This is a genomic window from Rhodanobacter sp. FW106-HT46G03, from assembly GCF_058789895.1.
In genome coordinates this window covers 2100655-2123740 of sequence record NZ_JBYTCC010000001.1, presented here as the reverse complement: position 1 = coordinate 2123740, position 23086 = coordinate 2100655, and the positions used below count along the sequence as shown (strand labels likewise).

Sequence of the window (23086 nt, the reverse complement as noted above, 5' to 3'; positions counted from 1 at the left end):
CGCCGCCAAGAGGTGTTGCCGAGGCTGGACCCCGACCTATAGCGCCGGCAGCGACGCCACAGCTTCGGTGTGTGCGGCCGCCTTGTCGGTGGCGACGTAGGTGTAGATCACCGGCACCACGTAGAGCGAGATCAGCGCACCGATGGTGAGGCCGGTGGCGATCACCAGGCCCATGTCGAAGCGGCTCACGGCGCCGGGGCCGCTGGCGAGCAGGAGCGGCACCACGCCGAGCACCATCGCGCCGGTGGTCATCAGGATCGGACGCAGGCGGATGCTGGAGGCGCGCTCGGCGGCAGTGCGGCGGTCGAGGCCTTGCTCCTCCTGCATCACATTGGCGAACTGCACGATCAGGATGCTCTGCTTGGTGATGAGGCCGATCAGCGTGATCAGTCCCACCTCGGTGTAGATGTTGAGCGTGGCCGCGCCGGTGTAGAGGAACGCCAGCGCGCCGAACACCGACATCGGCACCGCCACCAGCACGATCAGCGGGTCCCGGAAGCTCTCGAACTGCGCGGCGAGCAACAGATACACGAGCAGGATCGACAGCCCGAAGGTGACGATCACCGTGTTGCCCTGTTTGATGAACTGGCGCGATTCGCTCGCATAATCGATCGCATAGCCGGTGGGCAGCACCTTCGCCGCCAGGCTCTTCAACGTGCCCAGCGCCTGGCCGAGGGTGGCGCCCGGTGCCATCACGCCCTGGATCGTCACCGAGTTCTGCTGCTGGAACTGCGGCAGGTATTCCGGCTGCACGCTGCGCTTGACGTCGACCACGGTGGTGAGCGGCACCAGCTTGCCGCCGGCGGTGTGCAGGTAGTAGTCGCCGAGCGCGTTGGCGTTGGCGCGCAGTGCATTGGGCACCTGCGGAATCACCTCGTAGCTGTGGCCACTCATGTCGAAGCGGCCGACGTAGTTTTCGCTCAACAGCGCGCTGAGGTTTTGCCCGATGGTGTGCATGTCGAGCCCGAGGTTGGCTGCCACGTCGCGCTTGATGTCGAGCGAGATCGTCGGGGCGTCGTAGTGCAGGTTCTTGGTAAGGAAGGTGTATTCCCCGGTCTGCATCGCCGCGCCGATCAGGCGGTCGGCGTCGGCATTGATCTGCGCGTAGTCGTGGGTCGAGGTCAGCACGAACTGGATCGGCAGGCCGCCGGAGGAGCCCGGCAGCGTAGGCCGCGCAAACGCCACGGTTTGCAGCCCGGTGACCGCGTTCAGTTTTTTCTGCACCAGCGGCAGGATCTGCATCTGCGTGCGCGAGCGCGCATCCCACGGTTTCAGGTTGGCGCCGCCGAACACGGCGTTGTTGCCGGCGCCGCCCGAAGGCGCCAGGCCGCTGATCTGCCACACCAGCCCGGTCTCGGGGAAGCTGGCGAGAATCTGGTGGATCTGTTCGTTGTACTTGTTGAGGTAGGTCAGCGTGGCCGTGGCCGGGCCAGTGCCGGAGACCAGCACGGTGCCCTGGTCCTCGGTCGGCGCCAGCTCGCTCTGGGTACCGAGAAACAGCAGCGGGATGCTCACCAGCACGCAGGCGCCGGTCACCAGCACCACCGCGCGCACGTCGAGCACCGCGTGCAACGATTTGTCGTACGCCGCGCGCAACCGCGCAAAACCGTGGTCGAGCACGTGGGTCAGCCCCTTGGCCGGCGTGTGGCGCAGTACCTTGGAGCACAGCATCGGCGTCAGCGTCAGCGCCACGACCATCGACACGATCACCGTCGCTACCAGGGTGAATGCGAACTCGGTGAACAGGCTGCCGGTGAGGCCGCCCATGAAACCGATCGGGATGAACACCGCCACCAGCGTGGTGGACATCACGATGATCGGGCTCGCCAGCTCGCGCGCGCCGTGGTACGCGGCGGCCAGCGGGGTTTCGCCCTCGTCGATCAGGCGCTGGATGTTTTCCAGCACGATGATCGCGTCGTCCACCACCAGCCCGATCGCCAGTACCACGGCGAGCAGCGTAAAGAGGTTGATGGTGAAGCCGAGCGCGAGCATGAGGATGCCGGCGCCGATCACCGACAGCGGAATCGCCACCGCCGGCAGCAGCAGCGAGCGCAGCGAGCCGAGAAACAGGAAGATCACGAATACCACCACCGCCAGCGTGATCGCGATGGTGAAGATCACCTCGTGCAGCGAGGCGGTGATGAACACGCTCTGGTCGAGCGCCACGTCGGCATGCATGCCGGGGGGCAGGTTGGCGCGCAACTCCTTGAGCGCCGCATGCACGCCGTCGGCGACATCGAGCGCGTTCGCATCCGGCGTGGGCTGCACGCCGATGAACACCGCGGGTTCGCCGTTGTAGAACACTGCCTGGTTGTAGTTGGCGGCGCCGAGCGTCACGTCGGCCACGTCTTCGAGGCGAATCGTCGTGGTGCCGACGGTCTTCACCACCAGGCGCTTGAACTGCGCCAGGTTGTCGAGCGAGGTGCTGGCGGTGATCGTCACCTGCTCGTGTGCGTTGCGCGTGCTGCCCACCGCGGAGACCACGTTGTTGGCCTGCAGCGCCGCCGCCACGTCGGCCGGGGTGACGCCGCGTGCCGCCATGCGCGCCGGGTCGAGCCATGCGCGCAGCGCGAACGCGTTGCCGCTGGGGTCGATGCCGGCCGGCACGATCTGCGCCTGGCCCACGCCGGGAACGCCCTGGATCTTCGGCTGCGCCACGCGCAGCACGTAGTCGTTGATCTGCTGCTGGCTCATGCCCTTGCCGCCGAACGAGAGGTACATCAGCGCGGTGGGGTCACCCACCGTCTCGTTGATGGTCGGCCGCTGCGCTTGCGCCGGCAGCACGTTCTGCACCTGGTTCACCTTGGACAGGATCTGCGCCACCGCGGCATTCGGGTCGGCATTCAGGCGCATGTTGGCGATGATCGTCGACAGCCCCGGCGCACTGGTCGCAGTCATGTAGTCGATGTCGGGCGCGCTCGCGATCGCCTGCTGCAGCGGTGTGGTGATGAAAGCGCCGACCGTTTCCGGGCTGGCGCCGGGGTAGGCGGTGGTGACGGTGACTACGGTGCTGGTCACCGTGGGGTATTCGCGGATCGTCATGCCGGTCCACGCGCGGGCGCCGAGCAGCAGGATGACCAGGCTGATCGCGCTCGCCAGCACCGGGCGGCGGATGAAGAGATCGGTGAATTTCATGATGCGCGGCGCTTCACGGCTGGATCGCGTTGTCGATCGTGACCGGCACGCCATCGCGCAATTTGTTCTGGCCGGCGATGACCACCGTGATGCCCGGCTGGATGCCGCTGGCGAGCAGCGCCTTGCCGTCGCGCTCCTCGCTCACCTGCACCACTTGCGGGTGCACGACCTTGCCGTGCGCGCCGTCGTGCACCACGTACACGCTGTCGCCGAAGGTGCTGTAGGTGATGGCGGTGTGCGGCACCACGATGCCGTGTTGCGCCGCACCGAGCGCCAACTGCACGTGGCCGTACAGGCCGGGCCGCAGGCGTTCGCCGGGGTTTTCCAGGGTGGCCTGCAACGCGACGTTGCGGGTGGCTGGATCCACCCGCGCGCCGACCGCCGTGATCTTGCCGGTGAACGGGGTATCGGGGAACGCGTCCGCCGTGAAGCTCACCTTGCTGCCGGGCTTGAGTTGCGGCAGCTGCGCTTGCGGCACACTGAAATCCAGCAGCAGCGGGTTCCAGCTTTGCAGGTCGACCACCGGCGTGCCGGGCGACACGTATTGGCCGAGGCTCACCTCGCGGATGCCGACGGTGCCGGCAAACGGCGCGCTGATGTGGAGCTTGGCCAGCGTGGCGCGGTCGCTTTCCACCGCCGCGTGTGCGACGCCGGCGTTCGCCTGCGCGGTTTGCAGGTCGGACAGGCTCGACGCCTTGGCCGCATAAAGTTGCTGTGTGCGTGCGAGCGTGGCCTGCGCCAGTTGCAGCTTGGCTTCATCCGCGTGCAACTGCGCGAGCTGGCTGGAATCATCCAGCCGCACCAACAGTTGCCCGCGCTGCACCTTGGCGCCGGACCGGAATGCTACCTCGGTGACGTTGCCGGCGATCTGCGCAGTGATCTCCGTACCTTGCACCGCTTCCAGACTGCCGACCACGTGAGATTGCGGCGCCCACGTGGCGGCGCTCGCCACCGCGGTGGCGACGGCAACCGGCGGCTGGCCATGCGGCTGCGCCGCGGCGCGTCGGTCGGCATACAGCCGCGTGCCGAAGATGGCGCCAAACACCACGACCAGCGCGATGCCGGTCGCAAGCCATGCCTTGTGCATCATTGATCTCCTTGCCGCGTGGTGGCCTGCGCCGTGGCCACCGGCCATTGCCCGCCACCGAGCGCGACATACAGCGCCGTGGCGTCGGCGTAGCGCTGCGCGCGTGCCTTGATCTGCGCCATGCGCGCGGCTTCGAGCCGTACCTGGCTGGTCATCAGGCCGAGGTAATTGACGCCACCGGCGCGGTATTGCGCGGCGACCAGTTGATTGGCCTGTTGCGCCGCCTGCAGCGCGTCGTCTTGCGCTGCGAGCAGCCCGGCATCGTGGTCGAGCGCGCGCAGCACGTCGGCCACATCGCGGAACGCGCCAAGCACGGTGCTTTGATAGTCGGCAAACACGCCGCGGTAGGCGGCTTCGGACGCCTGCTTCTCGGCCTTCAGCGTGCCGCCTTCGAAGATCGGCTGCACCAGGCCGGCGGCCACGTTCCAGATGCGGCTGGCCGGGCTGAACAGGCCATCGGTGTGGTTGCCCTGCACGCCCCAGGCGGCGCTGAGCTCGACGTTGGGATACATGCGCGCCACCGCGATGCCGACCTCGGCGTTCGCGGCGCGCAACTGCGCCTCGGCGGCCAGGATGTCCGGGCGCTCGTGCACCAGCGCGGAGGGCAGGCTGAGCGGCAGGGCGGTCGGCAGCTGCAACTGGTCGATGGCGGGCAATGTGAGCGTGCCGGCCTGCGCCGGGAATCGGCCGAGATAGGTGGCCAGGAGGTGCAACGCTGCATCGCGTGCCTGCTGCAGCGTCACCTGTTGCGCCTGGCTGGAAGCAAGCAGGCTTTGCTGGGTAAGCACGTCAAATTGCGAAGTGGCACCCAGCCGGTACTGCGTGCGCGCGAGGTCCAGCACCTGCTGCTGGTCGTGCAGCGTGTGCGCCATGGCATCAAGCTGCGCATCCAGCGCGGCCAGGTCGATGGTGGTGGCCACGACGTTGCCGGCAATCGCCAGCCGCGCGGCGGCCAGCCGGTAGCGTGCAATGTCCACCCGCGCCTGCGCATCGTGCGTGGCGAGCCGGCTCAGGCCGAACACGTCGGGCGCGTAGCTCACCTCCACCTGTCCCGTGTACAGGTTGTACAGCTGCGGGCCGACCCTGCCGCCGCTCGCCGCGCCGCTCGAACGCTGGCGTTCGGCACCGAGGCCAAGCGCCACCTGCGGATAAAACGCGCCGCGCGTGGCGCGCAGCAGGTGCTGCGCCTGCTCCACCGTGGCCTGTGCCGCTTCGATGTCCGGGTTGTGCGCCAGTGCGGCATCGACTAGCCGGTCAAGCGGCGCCGAACCGAACGCGCGCCACCACTGCGGATCGACCGCCGCGCCAACCTGCAGCTTTGGTGGCGTCACCGTACTGCTGGCTGATGCCGGCGCGGCAGTGGATGCCGTGTAGGTGGCGACGGTTGGTGCGGGTGGCCGATGCCAGGCCGGTCCAACGGTACATGCTGACAGCAGCGCGCAGACCATCGGCAGCGATACAAAGCACCAGCGCCGCGCACCGCGCGGAGTGTGAGAAAAAGGAGGTATGCCCATGTTTGTGCGATGCCGCAACGGCGGCGAGTGCATGCTACGCCGCCGGCGTGTGCATCACGTGTAGAACCGGGGAGCGCGGGCGGCGGAAATCCAAGCGACTGCAGTTGTGCCGTCCTGGCGATCTTCCGCACCGGTGGTTGTTGGCCAATGGAATGACGGTGTGGCTGCAGACCGTCACGTCAATTGGCGCAAAGCCGTTTCCTCTCGCTTGCTTGGTTTCTACTGACCACGTTCGCGGGCGTACTGCGCTGCGTCATCCGGCATTGGGCAGCGCGCCCGTATGCTGGCGTGTCGATTTGAACGGTGGGCAGCGCATGCGGTACGAAACGGCGGCGGAAAGCAGTGCGGCAACGCCGTACATCCATCACGGCACGCCGGATTTCACCCGCACCAATCTCGCGCTGTTTGCGGCCGGGTTGTGCACCTTCGGCCTGCTGTATTGCGTGCAACCGCTGATGCCCGAGTTCAGCCGCGACTATGGCGTGTCCGAAGCCGGCGCGTCGTTGTCGCTCTCGCTCACTACCGGCGTGCTCGCCATAGCGATGCTGGTAGCCGGTGCGCTGTCGGATGCGTGGGGTCGCAAGGGCGTGATGGTGGTCTCGCTGCTGGCATCGGCGGTGCTGGTGCTGGGCAGTGCAGTGATGCCGACCTGGGGCAGCCTGCTGGCGGTGCGCACGCTGATGGGACTGACGTTGAGCGGCCTGCCGGCAGTGGCGATGACCTACCTCAGCGAGGAGATGGATGCCGAGTCGATCGGCCTCGGCATGGGCCTGTATATCAGCGGCAGCGCAATCGGCGGCATGGGCGGGCGCATCGTCACTGGCGTGCTGGCCGATTTCGTCGGCTGGCGCATCGGCGTCGCCGTGGTCGGTGTGATCGGCCTGGCCTGCGCGCTGGCGTTTGCGCATGCATTGCCGGCATCGCGGCATTTTCGCCGCCAGCCATTGTCGCTGCGCGGTATCGCCGGACGCTTCTCCGGCGTGTTCCATGACCGCGGCCTGCCGTGGCTGTTCCTCGAAGGCTTCCTGCTGCTGGGCGCCTTCGTCACCGTCTACAACTATCTGGGCTACCGCCTGCTGGCGCCGCCGTACAACCTGAGTCAGGCGGCGGTCGGCCTGATCTTCGGCATCTACCTCATCGGCACCTTCAGCTCGGCGTGGATGGGCCACCTCGCCGGCAAGCTCGGCCGCCGCAAGGTGCTGTGGACCGCGCTGGCCCTGATGCTGGTCGGTGCCGCGCTCACCGCAGCGGCATCGCTGTGGCTCATCATGCTCGGCGTCGTCGCCATCACCTTCGGCTTCTTCGGCGGCCACTCCATTGTAAGCAGCTGGGTCGGCCGCCGCGCCGGCGCGGCCAAGGCGCAAGCCGCCTCGCTGTACCTCTTCTGCTATTACATGGGCTCCAGTACGGCCGGTTATTTCGGCGGCTTCTTCTACGCCGCCCACGGCTGGACCGGCGTCGCGCTCTTCGTCGGCGCATTGACCCTCGCCGGCCTCGCCATCGCGCTCGGGCTCACTCGCCTGAAGCCCTTGGTCAACGTGCCGACGCTGCCGCAACCGATGAGCCGCGGGGCGATGGGGTAAGGGTCGGGATTTGGAATTTGGGATTGGGGATTTGGCAAAGCGGCGTTCTGAGCGTCGCGTTGCATCTGCGGCCAGCCGAAGCGAAGGCAGTGAGGATCGCTGCTCTACCGAATCTCCAATCCCGTATTCCTAATCTCGTGCCCCACCCACCAACATCCCCTTCACCGCATCGAAATCCCCATCGTTCCGATCCGCCGGGATGCCGAGCAAATGGGTCATCAGCGGATATACATCGACGTTGGGGAATTCCGGCCAGGTGATGCCTTGGCGGAAGGCGGGGCCGTGGGCGATGAACAGGGCGCGCATGGTGGGGTCGGCGTTGTCGTAGCCGTGGTTGCCGATGCTGACACGGTCGCCGCGTCTGGCGGCGGAGGCGGTGGTGGTGATGCGCCAGCCGACGTCGGCGAGGCACACGAGCTGCGGCACGCGCGGGTTGGTGCCGTAGTGGAAGCGTGCCGGAATGCGGGTCTTGTCCCAGCACTGCATGTGCTGCTGCGGGGCTTCCAGCTGCTTTTCGATGGCGGCGAAGTCGTGGCCGGCACGCGGGTTGAAACCGGCGACGATCTCGAGGCTCACGACGTGCACGGCGTCGAGCGGAATCAGCTTGTCGATGTAGACGTTGTTCTCTTTCGGCACGCTGGCCATGCCGTGGTCGGCGAGCACGATGAGGTTCACCCTGTCGTACAGGCCGCGCGCCTTGAGGCCGGCGACCAGGCGTGCGAGCGCAGCGTCGGTGTCGCGCAGCGCGGCGTCCACTTCGGGCGAATCGGGGCCGTGCGCGTGGCCGGCGTGATCCACTTCGTCGAAATACAGGGTGAGGAAACGCGGGCGCTCGGCCGGTGGCAGGTCGAGCCAGGCCAGCACCTGGTCGACGCGCTGGTCGGCGGTGATCTTGCCGTTGTAGGGTTTCCAGTAATCGGGATGCTTGCCGTGGATGTCGGCCTCGCTGCCCGGCCAGAACATGGTGGCGGTGCGCAGGCCGTGCGCGTCGGCGTCTTCCCAGATCGGCGTGCCCTCGGCCCACCAGCGGCCATCGGATACCGCCTTGCGGTTGCCGAGCGAAAACTTGCCGAGCTGCGCGTCGAACATGGTGTTGTTGACGATGCCGTGGTGGTCGGGATACAGCCCGGTCACCAGCGTGTAGTGGTTGGGAAAGGTAAGCGAGGGAAACGCGGGCTGCAGCGCCGCCGCGTGCACGCCGGTTTTTGCCAGCATCGTCAGCGTGGGCGTGAGGCCGCGGTTGATGTAGTCGGCGCGGAAGGCGTCGATCGACACCAGCAGCACCGGACCGGGGCGGCTGGCGGGTGTGGTCGCGTTCGGCGGCAAGCGGCCTTGCGCCGCGCAGCCGGCAAGCAGCGCCAGCAGCAGGATGACGGCGTATCGGAACGGAAATTTCATGCCAGGGTACCTACGCTCAGGTCGTGTATCCATGATGGACAGGTTGACATGCCGATGCAGCGTTCCCACGCAACAACCAGTCATGAACACCTGGCACTTGCGATGGCACTCGGCTTGTCGGTGTTGCCGCTGGCCGTTGTCGCGCAGCAGGTGCCGCCGGCGGCCGCGCAGTTCCAGCAGACCATGCAGCAGCAACACGTCAGCGACCAGTTGCAGAAGAGTCAACAACAGGCACAGCAACAGCAGAATGTCAGCGACGTGGCGGGCAAGGTGTTGCCGCAAGGCTCTGCTGGGCAGCGGTCACTGAAACAGGCCGATCGCGCACGCCAGGCGGCGAGCGCCGCGCAGCAGCGCGATGCAGTCGACCGCTATCGCGATGCGGCCAACCAGGGTCACTGAGCCGGTTCGACGAACAGGTCGCCGTGCAGCTTGCGGCCTTCGAGGCCGAGCAAGGCGCGCTTGATCCACAGCCCGCCGCCGTACCCGGTGAGGCTGTGGTCGGCGCCGATCACGCGGTGGCAGGGCACGATGATGGGAATCGGGTTGCGCCCGTTGGCGGCGCCGACGGCGCGCACCGCCTTGGGCTTGCCGATGCGTTGCGCCAGCTCGCCATAGCTCATGGTGATGCCGAACGGGATGCGCAGCAGTTCCTCCCATACGGCAAGTTGAAATGGCGTGCCGCGTGGGTGCAGCGGCAGGTCGAACACGGTGCGTCGACCGGCAAAGTATTCGGCCAGTTGCGTGCGTGCCTTGGCAAGGCGTCCGGCGTCGCGTTGCCATGTGTCCTTCGTATTCGGACGGTGCTCGCTCTCGAAGCAGATTTCGCACAGGCCGGCGTCATCGGCCACCAGCGTCAGCGGGCCGAGCGGGCTCGGCATGATGTCGTAGTACAGGGCTACTCGGGGTGTCGTCATGGGTTTGCCGCTCATGGTCGGGGGGATGGGAGACACGCGTGCAGGCGCCGCGCACATGACGGAATGGCTGGCGAAGGGCTCATCGCGCAGCGGGCACGCCGTTGCGTGCGCGAGGCTGGGCGCCGCGCCACAGGTGCATCACAGCGTAGGCACGCCACGGCCGCCACGCCTCGGCGCGCACGGTCAGTGCCCTGGCGCTTGGGATGGACCCGCCGGCCGCGGCGGCGCGACGCAGCACCAGGTCGGCGGCCGGGAAGGCGTCGGGATGGCCGAGTACGCGCAGGGCGATGTAATGCGCGGTCCAGTCGCCGATCCCGGGCAGGGCGGTCCAGCGCGCGACGAACGTCTCCAGCGACTGGCCGCGGTTGAAATCCACCCGGCCGTCGAGCAGGGCGCGAGCGATGCCGCGGATCGTCGCCGCGCGCGCCGTGGTGACGCCCAGCTCGCGCAGGTCGGCCGCGGCCAGCGTGGCGGGGTCGGGAAACAGGCGATCAAGCCCCGGCATCGGCGCCGGGTCCAGCACGCCACCGTGGCGCTGCACGATGCGCGCCGCCAGCGTGCGGGCCGCCGCCACGCTCACCTGCTGGCCGAGCACCGCGCGCACCGCGATTTCAAAGCCATCCCAACTGCCCGGCAGGCGCTGGCCGGGATGCTTGCGCAGCAAGGGGCGCAGCATGGGTTCGCCACGCAGGGCGGCGGCGATCGCCTGCGGGTCGGCGTCGAGATCGAACAGGCGGCGCACCCGCGCCACCAGGTCCAGCAGCTGCGCCGGCTGTGGCGCGTGCAGCTCCAGCTTCAGCGCGTGCGTGCCGCGTGCGCCGGCGGATACCCGCAGCCAGCCCGGTGCTGCCGCGGGGCCGAACACGCGCGTGTAGCAGTGCTCGTCCACCTGCTCGATGCCCGGCAGCGCACGGCCGCGCAGGAACGCCAGCAGCGCCGCGAAATCGCAGGGCGGACGGTAGGCCAGGTGCAGTACCAGCGCGTCGCCGGATGCCGTGCGCGGGGTGCGGCGCAATTCGCGCGGTGCCACCCGGTTGGCCAGCGCGAACGCGGCATTGAACCGGCGCAGGCTGCGGAAGCCGGACGCCAGCGCCACGTCGGTGATCGGCAGCGCGGTCTCGGTGAGCAACTGCTTGGCGAACAGCAGGCGGCGCGTGGTGTGCACGCTGATGGGCGGTACGCCCAGCCGTTCCACGAACAGCCGGCGCAATTGCCGTGCGCCCAGGTCGAGCCGCGCGGCGAGCTGGTCCAGCGAGCCGTCCGCCAGGGCGCCGGCCTCGATCAGTTGCAGCGCACGCGCCACCACGTGATCGCCGCGTTGCCACCACGGGTTGCCGGGCGCGAGCTCCGGCCGACAGCGCAGGCAGGGCCGGAAGCCGGCGGCTTCCGCCGCTGCGGCATTGGCGAAGTAGCGCACGTTCCCGCGCCTGGCCGGCGGCGCCGGGCACACCGGCCGGCAGTAAATGCCGGTACTGGCCACCGCGGTGAAGAACAGCCCGTCGAACCGCGCGTCGCGGCTGAGCCGCGCCCGTTCGCAGGTACGCGCGTCGGGCAGGGTGGTGGCGTGGGTGTCGGACATGCGATCAGGCTAGCACCGGCCCTGCGCGGAGACTCGCCGTTTTCGGACATCGATGGCACGAGCCTTGTGCGGGACGCCATCTGGCACGGGCGTCGGTCGTGCAGGGGCCGCCGGCTTCGTGGCGGCCTTCCCGCCGCGTTGACAATCCCCTGCGGACTGCCGAACGATCCGGGATGGTGATCCTTTGGTTTCCCGGGCAGGCACGCATGGCACACGCACGTTCCCAAGTCCGTTTGCGGTTCATCGTCGTGCTGGCGGTGCTGTTGTCGGGAAGCCTGCTGTGTCAGGCACACGCCGCCGGCGCGGGAGCCGCGACGCAGAAGTGGGTCGCTACCTGGGGGCAGGCGATGACCTCGCAATACGTGCGGGTTGCCGGCCGCGACGGCGAGCCGCTACGGGATGTCTATGGGCAGCCGCTCGAGCACGCGCCCACGGTCGATCACCTCACCCTGCGCCAGAGCGTGAACGTCAGTGCCGGCGGCGTGCGCGTGCGCATCCGGCTGTCGAACTATCACGGCCGTGCGCCGCTCACCGTGGGCGTCGCGCGCATTGCGCTCGGCGCCGGCCACGCCGATGACCTGTCGGCGATCGATCCCGACAGCGACCGGCGGTTGAGCTTCGGCGGTGGCAAGCGATCGATCACCATCGCGCCCGGCAACGAGGCGGTCAGCGATCCGGTGGAGCTGCGCGTGCCGGCACTGTCGAACGTGGTCGTCAGCCTGTATTTCGCCGGCCCGGTCCAGCTCGCCGATTTCCATCCGATGGAACCGGCGCACACCACCTACGCGGTCGACGGCGACGCCACGCGGCAGCCATCGCTGGCGCACCTGCCGGCCGCGAAGGCACTGCCGCGCACGCGGGACGATCACCTCTACCTGCTTGCTGGCGTCGAGGTCGAGGTGCCGGAGGACACCCGCGGCATCGTCGCGTTCGGCGACTCGATCACCGACGGCGCGCTCGCCAGCGCGCCCGGCACCACCTGGCCGGCGGTGCTGGCCGGCCTCGCCCAGCGCCACGGCGACGCGGCGGCGGTGGTGAATGCCGGCATCAGCGCCAATGAATTGACCACCGACCAGATCGGTGCGCCGGGTGCCGGCGCCTCCGGCCTGAAGCGCTTCCTGCGCGACGTGGTCGATCGCCCCGGTGTCACGGATGTGGTCGTGCTGTTCGGCGCGAACGACATCAATCGCGGCATCGATGCCGCCGGCTATCCGAACGGCGCATCGGCCGGCGACCTCATCGCCGCGATGCGCATGCTCGCCGACGTCGCCCACCAGCACCACCTGCGCATTTACGCCGGCACGGTCACGCCGTTCGCCGGATTCCCGGGCTGGTACAGCCCGCAGCGGGAGGCCGTCCGGCTGCAGTTCAACCAGTGGATGCGTCGTTCCGGCGTGTTCGACGGCGTGGTCGATTTCGCCGACGCCGTGGCGGGTGCGTACGTGCCGCCGCCGCTGGTTGCGCAGCAGTCCCCGTTGCCGGCCGGCATGGCGACCGTCTGCGCGGGCGACGCAGGCCTGCATCCGAATGATCGCGGCTACGCCGCGATGGGTGCGTTGGCTTATGACGTGCTGTTCGACGCGAAGCTGCAGCCGCTGCTGGGTTGCCGCTGAGGTTTCCTGGCACAGGGCATTCGCACTGCGCCAGTCGCTCATGCATGGTCGCGAAGCCGGAGCCCGCGTGCCGCTGCACGCGGCTACGGGCCAGTGATGTTTTCGGCGACGCTCGTAGCCGGGTGTTCCCGCCGTGATGCGGCGGCGCGCCTTTTCACGCGCCGGGCGGCTAGCCACAATCGGATTCTCTCCGGTTCCATGAGACCCCCATGACTGCTCCCACCCGCATCGACCGCACCCGCGTCATCCACCCGCCGCGCGGCCCCGAGCTGCATTGCAAGAACTGGCTGATCGAGGCGCCGTACCGGATGATCCAGCACAACCTCGATCCCGAGGTGGCGGAAAACCCGGCCGAGCTGGTGGTCTACGGCGGCATCGGCCGCGCGGCGCGCAATTGGGAATGCTTTGACGCGATTCTCCAGGCGTTGCGTGATTTGAATCCCGACGAGACGCTGCTGGTGCAGTCCGGCAAGCCGGTTGGCGTGTTCAAGACCACGCCGGATGCGCCGCGCGTGATGATTGCCAACTCCAACCTCGTGCCGCACTGGGCGACGTGGGAGCACTTCAACGAGCTGGACCGGAAGGGCCTGATGATGTTCGGCCAGATGACGGCCGGCTCGTGGATCTACATCGGCACCCAAGGCATCATCCAGGGCACCTACGAAACCATCGCCGAGATGGGCCGCCAGAGCTACGGCGGCAACCTCACGGGGCGCTGGGTGCTGACCGCGGGCCTCGGCGGCATGGGCGGCGCGCAGCCGCTGGCGACGGTGATGGCTGGCGCCTGCATGCTGGCGGTGGAGTGCGACCAGCACCGCATCGACTTCCGCCTGAAGACGGGCTACGTCGACGAGCAGGCGAAGGATCTCGATGATGCGCTCGCGCGTATCGAGCGCTATACGAAGGCGGGCGAAGCGAAATCCGTCGCGCTGCTCGGCAACGCCGCCGACGTGCTGCCCGAACTCGTGCGTCGCGGCGTGCGTCCGGATGCGGTCACCGACCAGACCAGCGCGCACGATCCGGTCAACGGCTATTTGCCGCAGGGCTGGACGGTCGCGCAATGGGCCGAGCGCCGCGTGGGTGATCCGCAGGGCACTGCGGCCGCTGCCAAGCAATCCATGCGCAAGCACGTCGAGGCGATGCTGGCGTTCCACGCACAAGGCATCCCCACCTTCGACTACGGCAACAACATCCGCCAGATGGCGTTCGACGTGGGCTGCAAGAACGCGTTCGATTTCCCCGGCTTCGTGCCGGCCTACATCCGCCCGCTGTTTTGCCGTGGCATCGGCCCGTTCCGCTGGGTGGCGCTGTCGGGTGATCCGGAAGACATCCTGAAAACCGACGCCAAGGTCAAGGAGTTGATCCCGGACGACCAACACCTGCACCACTGGCTGGACATGGCCGAGCAGCGCATCCACTGGCAGGGCCTGCCATCGCGCATTTGCTGGGTGGGCCTCGGCCTGCGCGACAAGCTCGGTCTGGCGTTCAACGAAATGGTGCGCAACGGCGAGCTCAAGGCGCCGATCGCGATCGGCCGCGATCACCTCGATTCCGGTTCGGTGGCCAGTCCCAACCGCGAAACCGAAGCCATGCGCGACGGCTCCGATGCGGTCAGCGACTGGCCCGTGCTCAACTGCCTCTTGAACGCGGTGGGCGGTGCCACCTGGGTGAGCTTCCACCATGGTGGCGGTGTCGGCATGGGTTACAGCCAGCACGCCGGTCTGGTCATCGTGTGCGACGGCACCAGGGAAGCCGACGCGCGCATCGCCCGCGTGCTGTGGAACGACCCGGCCACCGGCGTCATGCGCCATGCGGATGCGGGTTATCCCGAAGCCATCGCCTGCGCTAAGGAAAAGGGCTTGAAGCTGCCGATGGTTTCATAAGCAGGCCACGCAAAGGAGTACGTCATGGCGGTGCCGAAATACGACTGGTGGTATCTGCCGTTGTTGCGCCTGCTAGGCGACGGGCGCGCGCGGCGCATGTCCGAGGTTTACGACGAGCTTGCAAAAGAAGCTGGCCTGAGCGAGGCCGACCTGGGCGAAATGCTGCCCAGTGGCACCGGCCCCACCTATCGCAACCGTATTGGCTGGGCGCGTACCTTCCTCAAGAAGGCCGGACTGGTGCAGTCACCCAAGTGGGGGATGGTTGCCATTACCGAGCGCGGCCAGTCGGTGCTGCGGGAAAACCCAGCAGGCATCAACAACGCCTGGTTGATGCGTTACCCCGAGTTTGCCGAATGGGCGCGACCTGCGAAGTCTGCTGCCGGTACGGCTGGGCCTACGCCGGATGACCATGATATCGACGACAGAGGCGACGAAACTCCGCGTGAAACGCTGGAGCGCATGCACGCGCAGCTGCATCGCGACCTGGCCGACGAGCTGCTCGAACGTGTCAAGCAGGTGCCGCCTGTGTACTTCGAGAAAATCGTGGTGGATTTGATGTTGGCGATGGGCTACGGCGGCTCGCGCGCCGAGGTGGGGCACACGGTGGGGCAGTCCGGTGACGGCGGGATCGATGGCGTGATCGACGAGGATCAACTCGGGCTGGACAAGATCTACCTGCAGGCCAAACGCTGGAAGGACAATATCGGCCGACCGATTGTGCAGGCTTTCTCCGGTTCGCTGGAAGGCGAGCGCGCGACCAAGGGCGTGTTCATCACCACGTCGGCCTTTACCGTGGAAGCCCGTGATTACGTCGGCAAGATCAGCAAGAAGATCGTGCTGATCGATGGCCGGAAACTGGCCGAGCTGATGATCCGCCATGACGTTGGGGTGAGCGGCGAGGCCACTTACGTGGTCAAGCGAATTGATGGCGACTACTTCGATCCCGACGCGTGACGTTTCGCGTGCGCCGAGTGCCTCCACGGACGTGCCGCAGGCCCAAAGCCCCTCTTGAGGAAGCGGACTTTGGGCGCCGGGGCCCGGCCCGGCCGGGCATCACTGGATGCGGGTGATGTTGCCGTTCTGGTCGACCTGCACCAGATCGCCTTCGCGGATGCTGCTGGCGTCCTTGACCTGGATGTTCTGGTAGCTGCCGTTGCCCATCTTCAGGCGCACCAGATAGCTGTCGCTGCTGCCGGTGCGGTCGCCGATGGCGTGGCCGGCGAAGCCGCCGCCGACGGCGCCGCCCACGGTGGCCAGTTCGCGGCCCTTGCCACGGCCGACCTGGTTGCCCAGCAGGCCGCCGGCGATCGCACCGATCACCGCGCCGGCGGTGCCGTGGCCGCCGCCTTGTTGTACGTTGCGTTCGATGCGCTCCACCGTGCCGCACTGGTCGCAACGCAGGTAGATGCCGTCCGAACGCACGAGGACGCCATTCGGTTGTTGCGCATGGGCGCCGGCGCTGGCGGCCAGGCCGATCAATCCGGCGGTGGCAATGGCGAGCAGGACGTGCTTGTTCATCAGGGTCTCCTCGAAGCCTGGGTGGTGCGCCGAGTCTAGGCGCAGTTTACTGTATCGAATCGTTACGATTTTGCGCGGCAAATTGCGGTGAAGGCCAGCGGCGCAGCATTCCCGCCAGCACCGGCGGGGTGAGCATGGCGGTCAGCAGCGACATGGCAACGATGACGGCGTAGATGCGGTTGTCGAAGACGCCGGCCGCGAGGCCGAGGCTGGCGACGACGATGCCCACCTCGCCGCGCGGCACCATGCCGAAGCCGACGATGGTGGCGCTGCGTGGACCGAGCGAAAGCGCGCCGAGGCCGCCGCCGACGAGCTTGGACACCACCGCGATCGCGGTGACCACCAGCAGCATCCACAGCGCATCCGGGCTGGCCAGCTCGTGCAGGTCGATCTTGGCGCCGGTGACGACGAAAAAGAACGGCACCAGCAAGGTCAGCAGCGGTCGCGTCTGGGTTTCCAGCGTGTGCTGCTGGCGGGTTTCCGAGGCGATCATGCCGGCAAGGAAGGCGCCGATGATCGCGGCCAGGCCAAACAGGGTGGAGACATAGGCCAGCCCAAGGCACAGCGCCAACGCAATCAGCAGAGGCGACTGCGCGTGGCGCGGGGTATCCAGCCATGCCGAGTTCCAGCGCATGATGCGGGCGCCGCCCCAGCCGATCACGGCGATGAAGCCGAGCGCCTCGCCGAGCACCACCAGGAGGTGCCCGGGGTTCAGGCTTTCGCCGCCCTGCAGCGAGACCACGATGCCAAGCAGCAGCATGGCGAGCACGTCGTCGATCACCGCGGCGCCCAGGATCACCCGGCTCTCGATCCGCTGCAGTACGCCGAGTTCCTGCAGCACGCGCGCGGTAATGCCGGCCGAGGTGGCCACGAAGGCGGCGGCGACGAACATCGAGCGGTCCCAGTTGAGCCCTTCGACGTGGGCCCACACGGCGGCCATGCCGAACGGCACCAGCACCCCGATCAGCGCCACCATGAACGCCGTGCGGCCGACTTTCTTGAGGTCGTCCAGCCGGGTTTCGAGGCCGACGGAAAACAGCAGCAGCACTACGCCAACCTCGGACAGCACGTCCAGCGGGGTGCCGATCGCGATCTGCTCGGGCGTGACCCAGCCCAGGAGCGAGGGCCCGATCACGCAGCCGGCAGCGATCTCGCCCACTACGCTGGGCAACTTCAGGCGCTGCGCGATCTCACCGCCGATCTGCGCGGCGACAAACACGATGAAAAGCAGCAGCAGGATGTCGCTGGCGTGGTGCATCAAACCGGCTCGCTCGGCCTGTGGAAGACCTGCATGCTACATGGCGCCTCTCAGTGTGCGGTGGAGGCGGCGATCGCCGGGCGATCCGGATCGAGACGCGCGAACACGCGGCTGGCGAACGCGGTGACCAGTGCCAGCAGCACCACGGTCCAGCGAAAGGCGACGACGAAATCCGCGGGCTCGTGGCCGCGCAGCAAGGCCTGCATCAGCAAGGTGGACAGCGCGATGCCAAAGCTCATGGCGAGGTACTGCACGCTGGAAGCCATCGACGAGGCCATCGCCGCCGCGTGGATGTCGATGTCGTTGTAGATCAGCGTGTTCATCGCGGTGTATTGCAGGCCGGCAAAGCCGCCGTAGGCAAACGCCAGGGCACCGATGACCCACGGCGAGGAGTCGGCGCCGAGCAGCGCAAATCCCGCCAGCAGCACTGCCACGACCAGCGTGTTGGCGAGCAGCAGCCGGCGGTAGCCGTAGTACGCCAGCACACGGTGGATCACGCGTTTGGCAACGATCGAGCCGATGGCCTGCGGCACCATCATCAAGCCGGCCGCGAGCGGCGACCAGCCGCAGCCCACCTGCAAAAACAGCACCAGCAGCAGAAACATGCCGGAGATGCCAAGCCGGGTGAACAGCCCGCCGGAAAGCGACACCCACACGCTGCGGATGCGCAGCAGCGCGAGGTCGGCCACTGGGTGCGCGGTGCGCCGGCTGTGCCACACGTAAACGGCGCCAAGCAGGCACGCAAACAGGCCATAGGCGGCCATGCGCGACCATGGCACCGGGGTGTCGGAGGTCAACTCCGAGGCCACCAGCAGCAACGCCGAGCTGGCCGCGAACAGCAGGAACCCGGCCAGGTCGAAATGGTGCGCGCGCTTGAGCCGGTACTCGGGCATGCTGCGCCGGTTCATCCAGATGCCTGCGATGGCCACCGGCACATTGACCAGAAAAATCAGCCGCCAACTGGTGAACTGCGTGAGCGCGCCGCCCAGCAGCGGCCCGAGCACCGAACCGAGCACGCTGAAGGTGGCCACGGTGCTCATGGCGCGCACGAATTCGCGCTTGTCGATGCTGCGCACCAGCACGTAGCGGCCCAGCGGCATCATTGCCGCGCCGCCGACGCCCTGCAGCACGCGCGCGGCCACCAACTGGTGCAGCGATTGCGACAGCCCGCACAGGAGGGAACCCAGCCCGAACAGCAGGATCGCCGCGCCGAACACGCGGCGGGTGCCGAAGCGGTCGCACAGCCATGGGCTGGCCGGGGTGAGGATCGCCAGCGTCAACACGTAGCTGGTGAGCGCGCTGCGCATGCCCAGCGGGGTTTCGTGCAACGCCTCCGCAATCGCCGGCACCGCGGTGTTGACCACGGTGGAGTCGAGCGATTGCATGAAGAATGCCGCCGCCACCAGCCACAGCAGGCCGCGATAGCGCTGCAATGACGACGCCGCAGGCACATCGACGGAATCGGCCGGTGGCGAACCGCGGTGCGGGGGAGACTCGGCGGCACGATCCGGCATTTGCACAATGGTAGTGCGTGGCGTGCCTGCATTCCGTGTACGCGCAAGGCAGGGGCAGGCTTGTTTCAGTCGCAGATGCCCTTACCATGAGCTGACGTGACAACGCAGAATCACGCGCGCCGGGGCGCAACCGCTCCGGCGCGCTTTTGCGTGAACCATACAAGCCAGCGACAGGACGCGAATCATGAGCCGCAAACCCGCCATCACCGTTTCCCGCCTCGACCTCGAACGCATCGAGGTCCTGATCGAACGCATGCCGCGTGCCGATGCGGCCAAGCACGATGCGCTGATGGCGGAGCTGGATCGTGCGACGGTGCTGGAGCCGGCCGCCATGCCGCGCAACGTGGTGACGATGAACTCCACCGTGAGCTTCACCGACACCGCGGGCGGCGAGCCGATGACCCTCACGTTGGTGTATCCGAACGCGGCCGGCAAACCGGGTACGGTGTCGATCCTGGCCCCGGTCGGCAGCGCATTGCTTGGTCTTGCCAAGGGCAAGCACATCGACTGGCCCACGCCCGACGGCAAGACCCGCCGGCTCACCGTGCTGGCGATCGACTACCAGCCCGAAGCCTCGGGCGATTTGCATCGGTAAGAGCCGGGATTCGGGAGTGGGGATTCGGGATTGGAAAAAGCCTGCACCTCGCGTCGGCGCGCCTTTCCGAAACTCCAATCCCGCATCCCTAATCCCGGCACTTCACCGCCGCGATTACACTTGCGGCATGAACCTGGAAACCTCTGCCCCGGCTGCGCTTGCGGCCGATTTGCGCCGGCGCCTTGACGACGCCAGTCAGCGTTACTACGTGCTCGACGACCCGGATATTCCGGATGCCGATTACGACGCGCTGATGCGCGAGCTGCGCGCGCTCGAAGCCGCGCACCCGGAGCTGGCAACGCCTGATTCACCCACGCGCAAGGTTGGCGCGCGGGCGCACAGCGGTTTTGCCGAGGTACGCCACGAGATTCCGATGCTGTCGCTGATCGACGCCTTCGGCCAGGAGGGCGACGACGACCGCACGCGGTTTCGCGAGGTGCTGGATTTCGAGCAGCGCATCGAGGAAACCACTCATCGCACCAATCCGCTGTTTTCGGTGGAGCCCAAGTTCGACGGGCTGGCGATGAGCCTGCTCTACCGGCACGGCGTGCTGGTGCGCGGCGCGACGCGCGGCGACGGCCAGGCCGGCGAGGATGTCACCGCCAACGTGCGCACCGTGCGCTCGATTCCGCTGCACCTGCGCGGCACCGGCTGGCCCGAGGTGCTGGAAGTGCGCGGCGAAGTGCTGATGCTGCGCAAGGATTTCGAGGCCTACAACGAGCGCGCGCGCAAACGCGGCGAGAAGCCATTGGCGAACCCGCGCAACGGCGCTGCCGGTTCACTGCGCCAGCTCGACCCGGCGGTGACCGCGCAGCGCCGGTTGAGCTTTTTCGCCTACGCCATCGGCGTGGTCGAAGGCGGCGAGCTGCCGGATACCCATTCGGCCACCTTGCGCAAGCTGCGCGAATGGGGCTTCCCGGTGTCGCCCGAGGTGAGCACTGCGCGTGGCTTCGACGGGTTGATCGCGTTCTATCACCGCATCGGCGCGAAGCGCGACGCGCTGCCGTATGACATCGACGGCGTGGTGTACAAGCTCGATGACTACGCCGGCCAGCGCGAAATGGGCTTTGTCGCGCGCGCACCGCGCTGGGCGATCGCGCACAAGTTTCCGGCGCAGGAGCAGACCACCACGGTCGCGGCAATCGAGATCCAGATCGGTCGCACCGGTGCGGCGACACCGGTCGCGCGACTGGCGCCGGTGCAGGTGGCCGGGGTCATCGTCACCAACGCCACGCTGCACAACGCCGACCAGGTGGCGCGGCTCGACGTGCGTGTGGGCGACACCGTGATCGTGCGCCGCGCCGGCGACGTGATCCCCGAAGTCGTGCGCGTGGTGCCCGAGTACCGCCCGGCGCATGCGCCGGTGTGGCACATGCCGGCGCGCTGTCCGGTGTGCGGCTCCGCGCTGCTGCGCGAAGACGGCGAGGCCGCCTACCGCTGTTCCGGCGGGCTGGTGTGTGCGGCGCAACGCAAAGAGGCCCTGATCCACTTTGCCTCGCGGCGCGCGATGGACATCGAGGGCATCGGCGACCGCTACGTGGATGCGCTGGTCGATTTCGGCTACGTCGCGACGCCGGTCGATCTGTACCGCCTGACGCTGGATGATTTCCTCGCGATGAAGCGCCGCGCCGACGAGCACGACGGCACTACGCCGGAAACCGTCAAGCAGGGCAAGGTTGCCACCAAGTGGGCGAAAAACCTGCTCGCTGCGATCGAAGCCAGCAAGCACGCCTCGCTGGCGCGTTTCCTCTACGCGCTTGGCATCATGCACATTGGCGAAAGCACGGCCAAGACACTGGCAACCTGGCTCGGCTCGCTGGCGTTCGTGCGCAGCACGCCGGCGCCGGTATTGCGCGTGCTGCCCGACATCGGCGCCGAGGTGGCGGCGTCCATCGCCGGCTTCTTTGCCCAGGCGGGCAACCAGCGCGTGGTGGATGAACTGCTTGCGGCCGGCATCGCGTTTCACGATGAGGTTGCGCCAAACGCCAAGCTGCGTCGGCGGCTCGGGCTGGCGGTGCTGCTGGACATGGCGAACGTCGACAAGCTCGGACCGAAAAGCACGGTCTTGTTGGCGCAACACTTCCCGACGTTGCGTGACCTGCAGGCAGCGGGGCAGGCGCAGTGGATCACGGCAGGCCTGACGCAAGCCGCCGCCATCAACCTTGCTGCGTGGTTGGACGACCCCGCACGCGCAGGCGAGTTGCAGGCGGCCGAGGCGGCGATGGATCGCCTGTTGGCCGCGCTGCCTGCCGGTACAAGCGGCACGCTGCCACTGGAAGGGCAAACCACGGTGCTCACCGGGACGCTGGTGAACCTAACGCGCGACGAAGCCAAGGCCAAGCTCGAAGCGCTCGGTGCGAAAGTAGCCGGCAGCGTGTCGAAGAAAACCAACTTTGTCGTGGCTGGCGAGGCCGCCGGCTCCAAGCTCGACAAGGCGCGCGAGCTGGGTGTGCCGGTGTGGGACGAAGCACGGCTCATGGCCATGCTGGCCACACACGGAGCCGCGTGATGGCCGCCAGGTTGCGGGCGGCATTGCATCTGCGTGCGCACCTGTACGCGCTGATCCGGGATTTTTTTGCCGAACGCGGTGTGCTCGAGGTGGAGACGCCAATCTTGTCGGCGGCGGGCAACACCGAGCCGAACATCGAGAGCTTCAGCACGCAGTTCAGCGGCCACGTGGATGCCGGCCCGCGCGAGCGCTGGCTGCGTACCTCGCCGGAATATCCGCTGAAACGCCTGCTCGCGGCGGGCGTGGGCGACTGCTACGAGTTGGGGCGTGTGTTTCGCAATGGCGAGGCGGGCGGTCGGCACAACCCCGAGTTCACGATGGCGGAGTGGTATCGCGTCGGTTGGGATCATCGGCGGCTGATGCACGAAACCGTGGCGCTGGTGGCTGCGGCGCTGGCGCTGGTCAACAAGCGCGCCGAGGTGACGGTCACCGGCTACCGCCAGCTGTTCGTGGACGAGCTGGGCGTCGACTCGGTGCATGCTCCCATCGCCGAGCTGCGTGCGCCGCTGGCAGCGTTTCACATCGATCCAGCCGGGCTCACGCGCGACGACTGGCTCGACCTGTTGCTTACCCACAAGCTGCAGCCGACGTTTCCCGCCGACCGCATCACCGTGATCCACGATTACCCGGCCACGCAGTGCGCGCTGGCGCGCATCCGCCCCGGCGATCCGCCGCGCGCCGAGCGTTTCGAGTTGTATCTGGGCCGTTACGAGTTGGCCAACGGCTATCACGAGTTGAACCGTGCCGCCGAGCAGCGCGCGCGGTTCGAGCGCGACAACCAGCGCCGTCGCGAACGCGGCCAGCGCGAGTTGCCGATCGACGAGCGTCTGCTTGCTGTGCTCGACCGCATGCCCGATTGCGCTGGCGTCGCGCTCGGCATCGAGCGGCTATTGATGTGCCTGGCCGGTACCGACGCGATTGCCGACGTGCTGGCGTTTCCGTTTGCCGAGGCTTGATGCCGCGCGCCACTGGCGGGTGGCGCGCGG

General features: G+C 67.8%; 17 protein-coding genes. 8 read left to right on the top strand and 9 right to left on the bottom strand.

What is annotated here, in order from left to right; all coding sequences use genetic code 11:
- Positions 1 to 36 precede the first annotated feature (36 nt).
- From AC3WP6_RS09185 to AC3WP6_RS09175, 3 genes are read right to left on the bottom strand one after another with little or no spacing between them, the layout of a single operon-like run.
- A complete protein-coding gene (locus AC3WP6_RS09185; protein ID WP_492627417.1) occupies positions 37 to 3135 on the bottom strand; it encodes an efflux RND transporter permease subunit in 3099 nt (1032 codons plus the stop codon).
- A 13-nt stretch (positions 3136 to 3148) separates the two neighbouring features.
- On the bottom strand, positions 3149 to 4222 hold the full coding sequence (locus tag AC3WP6_RS09180; protein WP_492627416.1) for an efflux RND transporter periplasmic adaptor subunit: 1074 nt from the start codon (positions 4220 to 4222) through the stop codon (positions 3149 to 3151).
- A complete protein-coding gene (locus AC3WP6_RS09175; protein WP_492628672.1) occupies positions 4222 to 5670 on the bottom strand; it encodes an efflux transporter outer membrane subunit in 1449 nt (482 codons plus the stop codon). The genes AC3WP6_RS09180 and AC3WP6_RS09175 overlap by 1 nt, the downstream gene beginning before the upstream one ends.
- Before the next feature lie 380 nt (positions 5671 to 6050).
- Here AC3WP6_RS09175 and AC3WP6_RS09170 point away from each other — a divergent pair, with 380 nt between their 5' ends.
- A complete protein-coding gene (locus AC3WP6_RS09170) occupies positions 6051 to 7319 on the top strand; it encodes an MFS transporter (protein ID WP_492627415.1) in 1269 nt (422 codons plus the stop codon).
- Between the two features lie 129 nt (positions 7320 to 7448).
- Here the strand turns inward: AC3WP6_RS09170 and AC3WP6_RS09165 are convergent, their stop codons facing one another.
- Positions 7449 to 8717 carry an alkaline phosphatase family protein gene (locus AC3WP6_RS09165; RefSeq protein ID WP_492627414.1) on the bottom strand — a complete coding sequence of 423 codons (1269 nt, stop codon included), beginning with the start codon at positions 8715 to 8717 and terminating at the stop codon, positions 7449 to 7451.
- 102 nt (positions 8718 to 8819) lie between these two features.
- Here AC3WP6_RS09165 and AC3WP6_RS09160 point away from each other — a divergent pair, with 102 nt between their 5' ends.
- The gene (locus AC3WP6_RS09160) at positions 8820 to 9116 is read left to right on the top strand and encodes a hypothetical protein (protein WP_492627413.1); all 297 of its coding nucleotides are present in this window, start codon (positions 8820 to 8822) and stop codon (positions 9114 to 9116) included.
- Here the strand turns inward: AC3WP6_RS09160 and AC3WP6_RS09155 are convergent.
- Both AC3WP6_RS09155 and AC3WP6_RS09150 read right to left on the bottom strand, forming a co-directional pair.
- Positions 9110 to 9631 carry a methylated-DNA--[protein]-cysteine S-methyltransferase gene (locus AC3WP6_RS09155; protein ID WP_492627412.1) on the bottom strand — a complete coding sequence of 174 codons (522 nt, stop codon included), beginning with the start codon at positions 9629 to 9631 and terminating at the stop codon, positions 9110 to 9112. The two genes, AC3WP6_RS09160 and AC3WP6_RS09155, sit on opposite strands and share 7 nt — an antisense overlap.
- Before the next feature lie 79 nt (positions 9632 to 9710).
- Positions 9711 to 11210, bottom strand: a complete 1500-nt coding sequence (locus AC3WP6_RS09150; RefSeq protein ID WP_492627411.1) for a DNA-3-methyladenine glycosylase 2 family protein — start codon at positions 11208 to 11210, stop codon at positions 9711 to 9713.
- Between the two features lie 206 nt (positions 11211 to 11416).
- On the opposite strand from AC3WP6_RS09150, the gene AC3WP6_RS09145 reads away from it, so the two are divergent.
- From AC3WP6_RS09145 to AC3WP6_RS09135, 3 genes are all read left to right on the top strand, one after another.
- Positions 11417 to 12823 (top strand): GDSL-type esterase/lipase family protein, encoded by a 1407-nt coding sequence (locus tag AC3WP6_RS09145; protein WP_492627410.1) that lies wholly within the window; start codon positions 11417 to 11419, stop codon positions 12821 to 12823.
- 209 nt (positions 12824 to 13032) lie between these two features.
- Positions 13033 to 14706, top strand: a complete 1674-nt coding sequence (gene hutU / locus AC3WP6_RS09140; RefSeq protein ID WP_492627409.1) for a urocanate hydratase — start codon at positions 13033 to 13035, stop codon at positions 14704 to 14706.
- A gap of 24 nt (positions 14707 to 14730) precedes the next feature.
- Positions 14731 to 15660, top strand: coding sequence for a restriction endonuclease (locus tag AC3WP6_RS09135; protein WP_492627408.1), 930 nt, complete (start codon positions 14731 to 14733; stop codon positions 15658 to 15660).
- A gap of 99 nt (positions 15661 to 15759) precedes the next feature.
- Here the strand turns inward: AC3WP6_RS09135 and AC3WP6_RS09130 are convergent, their stop codons facing one another.
- From AC3WP6_RS09130 to AC3WP6_RS09120, 3 genes are read right to left on the bottom strand one after another with little or no spacing between them, the layout of a single operon-like run.
- Positions 15760 to 16224 carry a glycine zipper 2TM domain-containing protein gene (locus tag AC3WP6_RS09130; protein ID WP_492627407.1) on the bottom strand — a complete coding sequence of 155 codons (465 nt, stop codon included), beginning with the start codon at positions 16222 to 16224 and terminating at the stop codon, positions 15760 to 15762.
- A gap of 46 nt (positions 16225 to 16270) precedes the next feature.
- A complete protein-coding gene (locus tag AC3WP6_RS09125; RefSeq protein WP_492627406.1) occupies positions 16271 to 17482 on the bottom strand; it encodes a cation:proton antiporter in 1212 nt (403 codons plus the stop codon).
- 50 nt (positions 17483 to 17532) lie between these two features.
- A complete protein-coding gene (locus AC3WP6_RS09120; RefSeq protein ID WP_492627405.1) occupies positions 17533 to 18996 on the bottom strand; it encodes an MFS transporter in 1464 nt (487 codons plus the stop codon).
- A 184-nt stretch (positions 18997 to 19180) separates the two neighbouring features.
- On the opposite strand from AC3WP6_RS09120, the gene rnk reads away from it, so the two are divergent.
- The 3 genes from rnk (at position 19181) to epmA (ending at position 23056) form a co-directional block, all read left to right on the top strand.
- Entirely contained in the window at positions 19181 to 19591 is a 411-nt protein-coding gene (gene rnk, locus AC3WP6_RS09115; protein WP_492627404.1) for a nucleoside diphosphate kinase regulator, read from the top strand.
- A 127-nt stretch (positions 19592 to 19718) separates the two neighbouring features.
- Positions 19719 to 22100, top strand: a complete 2382-nt coding sequence (ligA, locus tag AC3WP6_RS09110) for an NAD-dependent DNA ligase LigA (protein WP_492627403.1) — start codon at positions 19719 to 19721, stop codon at positions 22098 to 22100.
- On the top strand, positions 22100 to 23056 hold the full coding sequence (epmA, locus tag AC3WP6_RS09105) for an EF-P lysine aminoacylase EpmA (RefSeq protein ID WP_492627402.1): 957 nt from the start codon (positions 22100 to 22102) through the stop codon (positions 23054 to 23056). Before ligA ends, epmA begins: the two co-directional genes overlap by 1 nt.
- Positions 23057 to 23086 lie beyond the last annotated feature (30 nt).

Coding starts and splice junctions, on each gene's coding strand:
- epmA (WP_492627402.1), top strand. CDS start 22,100: ATGGCCGCCAGGTTGCGGGCGGCATTGCATCTGCGTGCGCACCTGTAC.
- rnk (WP_492627404.1), top strand. CDS start 19,181: ATGAGCCGCAAACCCGCCATCACCGTTTCCCGCCTCGACCTCGAACGC.
- AC3WP6_RS09175 (WP_492628672.1), bottom strand. CDS start 5,670: ATGGTCTGCGCGCTGCTGTCAGCATGTACCGTTGGACCGGCCTGGCAT.
- AC3WP6_RS09120 (WP_492627405.1), bottom strand. CDS start 18,996: ATGCCGGATCGTGCCGCCGAGTCTCCCCCGCACCGCGGTTCGCCACCG.
- AC3WP6_RS09165 (WP_492627414.1), bottom strand. CDS start 8,717: ATGAAATTTCCGTTCCGATACGCCGTCATCCTGCTGCTGGCGCTGCTT.
- AC3WP6_RS09150 (WP_492627411.1), bottom strand. CDS start 11,210: ATGTCCGACACCCACGCCACCACCCTGCCCGACGCGCGTACCTGCGAA.
- AC3WP6_RS09155 (WP_492627412.1), bottom strand. CDS start 9,631: ATGACGACACCCCGAGTAGCCCTGTACTACGACATCATGCCGAGCCCG.
- AC3WP6_RS09145 (WP_492627410.1), top strand. CDS start 11,417: ATGGCACACGCACGTTCCCAAGTCCGTTTGCGGTTCATCGTCGTGCTG.
- AC3WP6_RS09180 (WP_492627416.1), bottom strand. CDS start 4,222: ATGCACAAGGCATGGCTTGCGACCGGCATCGCGCTGGTCGTGGTGTTT.
- AC3WP6_RS09185 (WP_492627417.1), bottom strand. CDS start 3,135: ATGAAATTCACCGATCTCTTCATCCGCCGCCCGGTGCTGGCGAGCGCG.
- hutU (WP_492627409.1), top strand. CDS start 13,033: ATGACTGCTCCCACCCGCATCGACCGCACCCGCGTCATCCACCCGCCG.
- AC3WP6_RS09160 (WP_492627413.1), top strand. CDS start 8,820: ATGGCACTCGGCTTGTCGGTGTTGCCGCTGGCCGTTGTCGCGCAGCAG.
- AC3WP6_RS09170 (WP_492627415.1), top strand. CDS start 6,051: ATGCGGTACGAAACGGCGGCGGAAAGCAGTGCGGCAACGCCGTACATC.
- ligA (WP_492627403.1), top strand. CDS start 19,719: ATGAACCTGGAAACCTCTGCCCCGGCTGCGCTTGCGGCCGATTTGCGC.
- AC3WP6_RS09130 (WP_492627407.1), bottom strand. CDS start 16,224: ATGAACAAGCACGTCCTGCTCGCCATTGCCACCGCCGGATTGATCGGC.
- AC3WP6_RS09125 (WP_492627406.1), bottom strand. CDS start 17,482: ATGCACCACGCCAGCGACATCCTGCTGCTGCTTTTCATCGTGTTTGTC.
- AC3WP6_RS09135 (WP_492627408.1), top strand. CDS start 14,731: ATGGCGGTGCCGAAATACGACTGGTGGTATCTGCCGTTGTTGCGCCTG.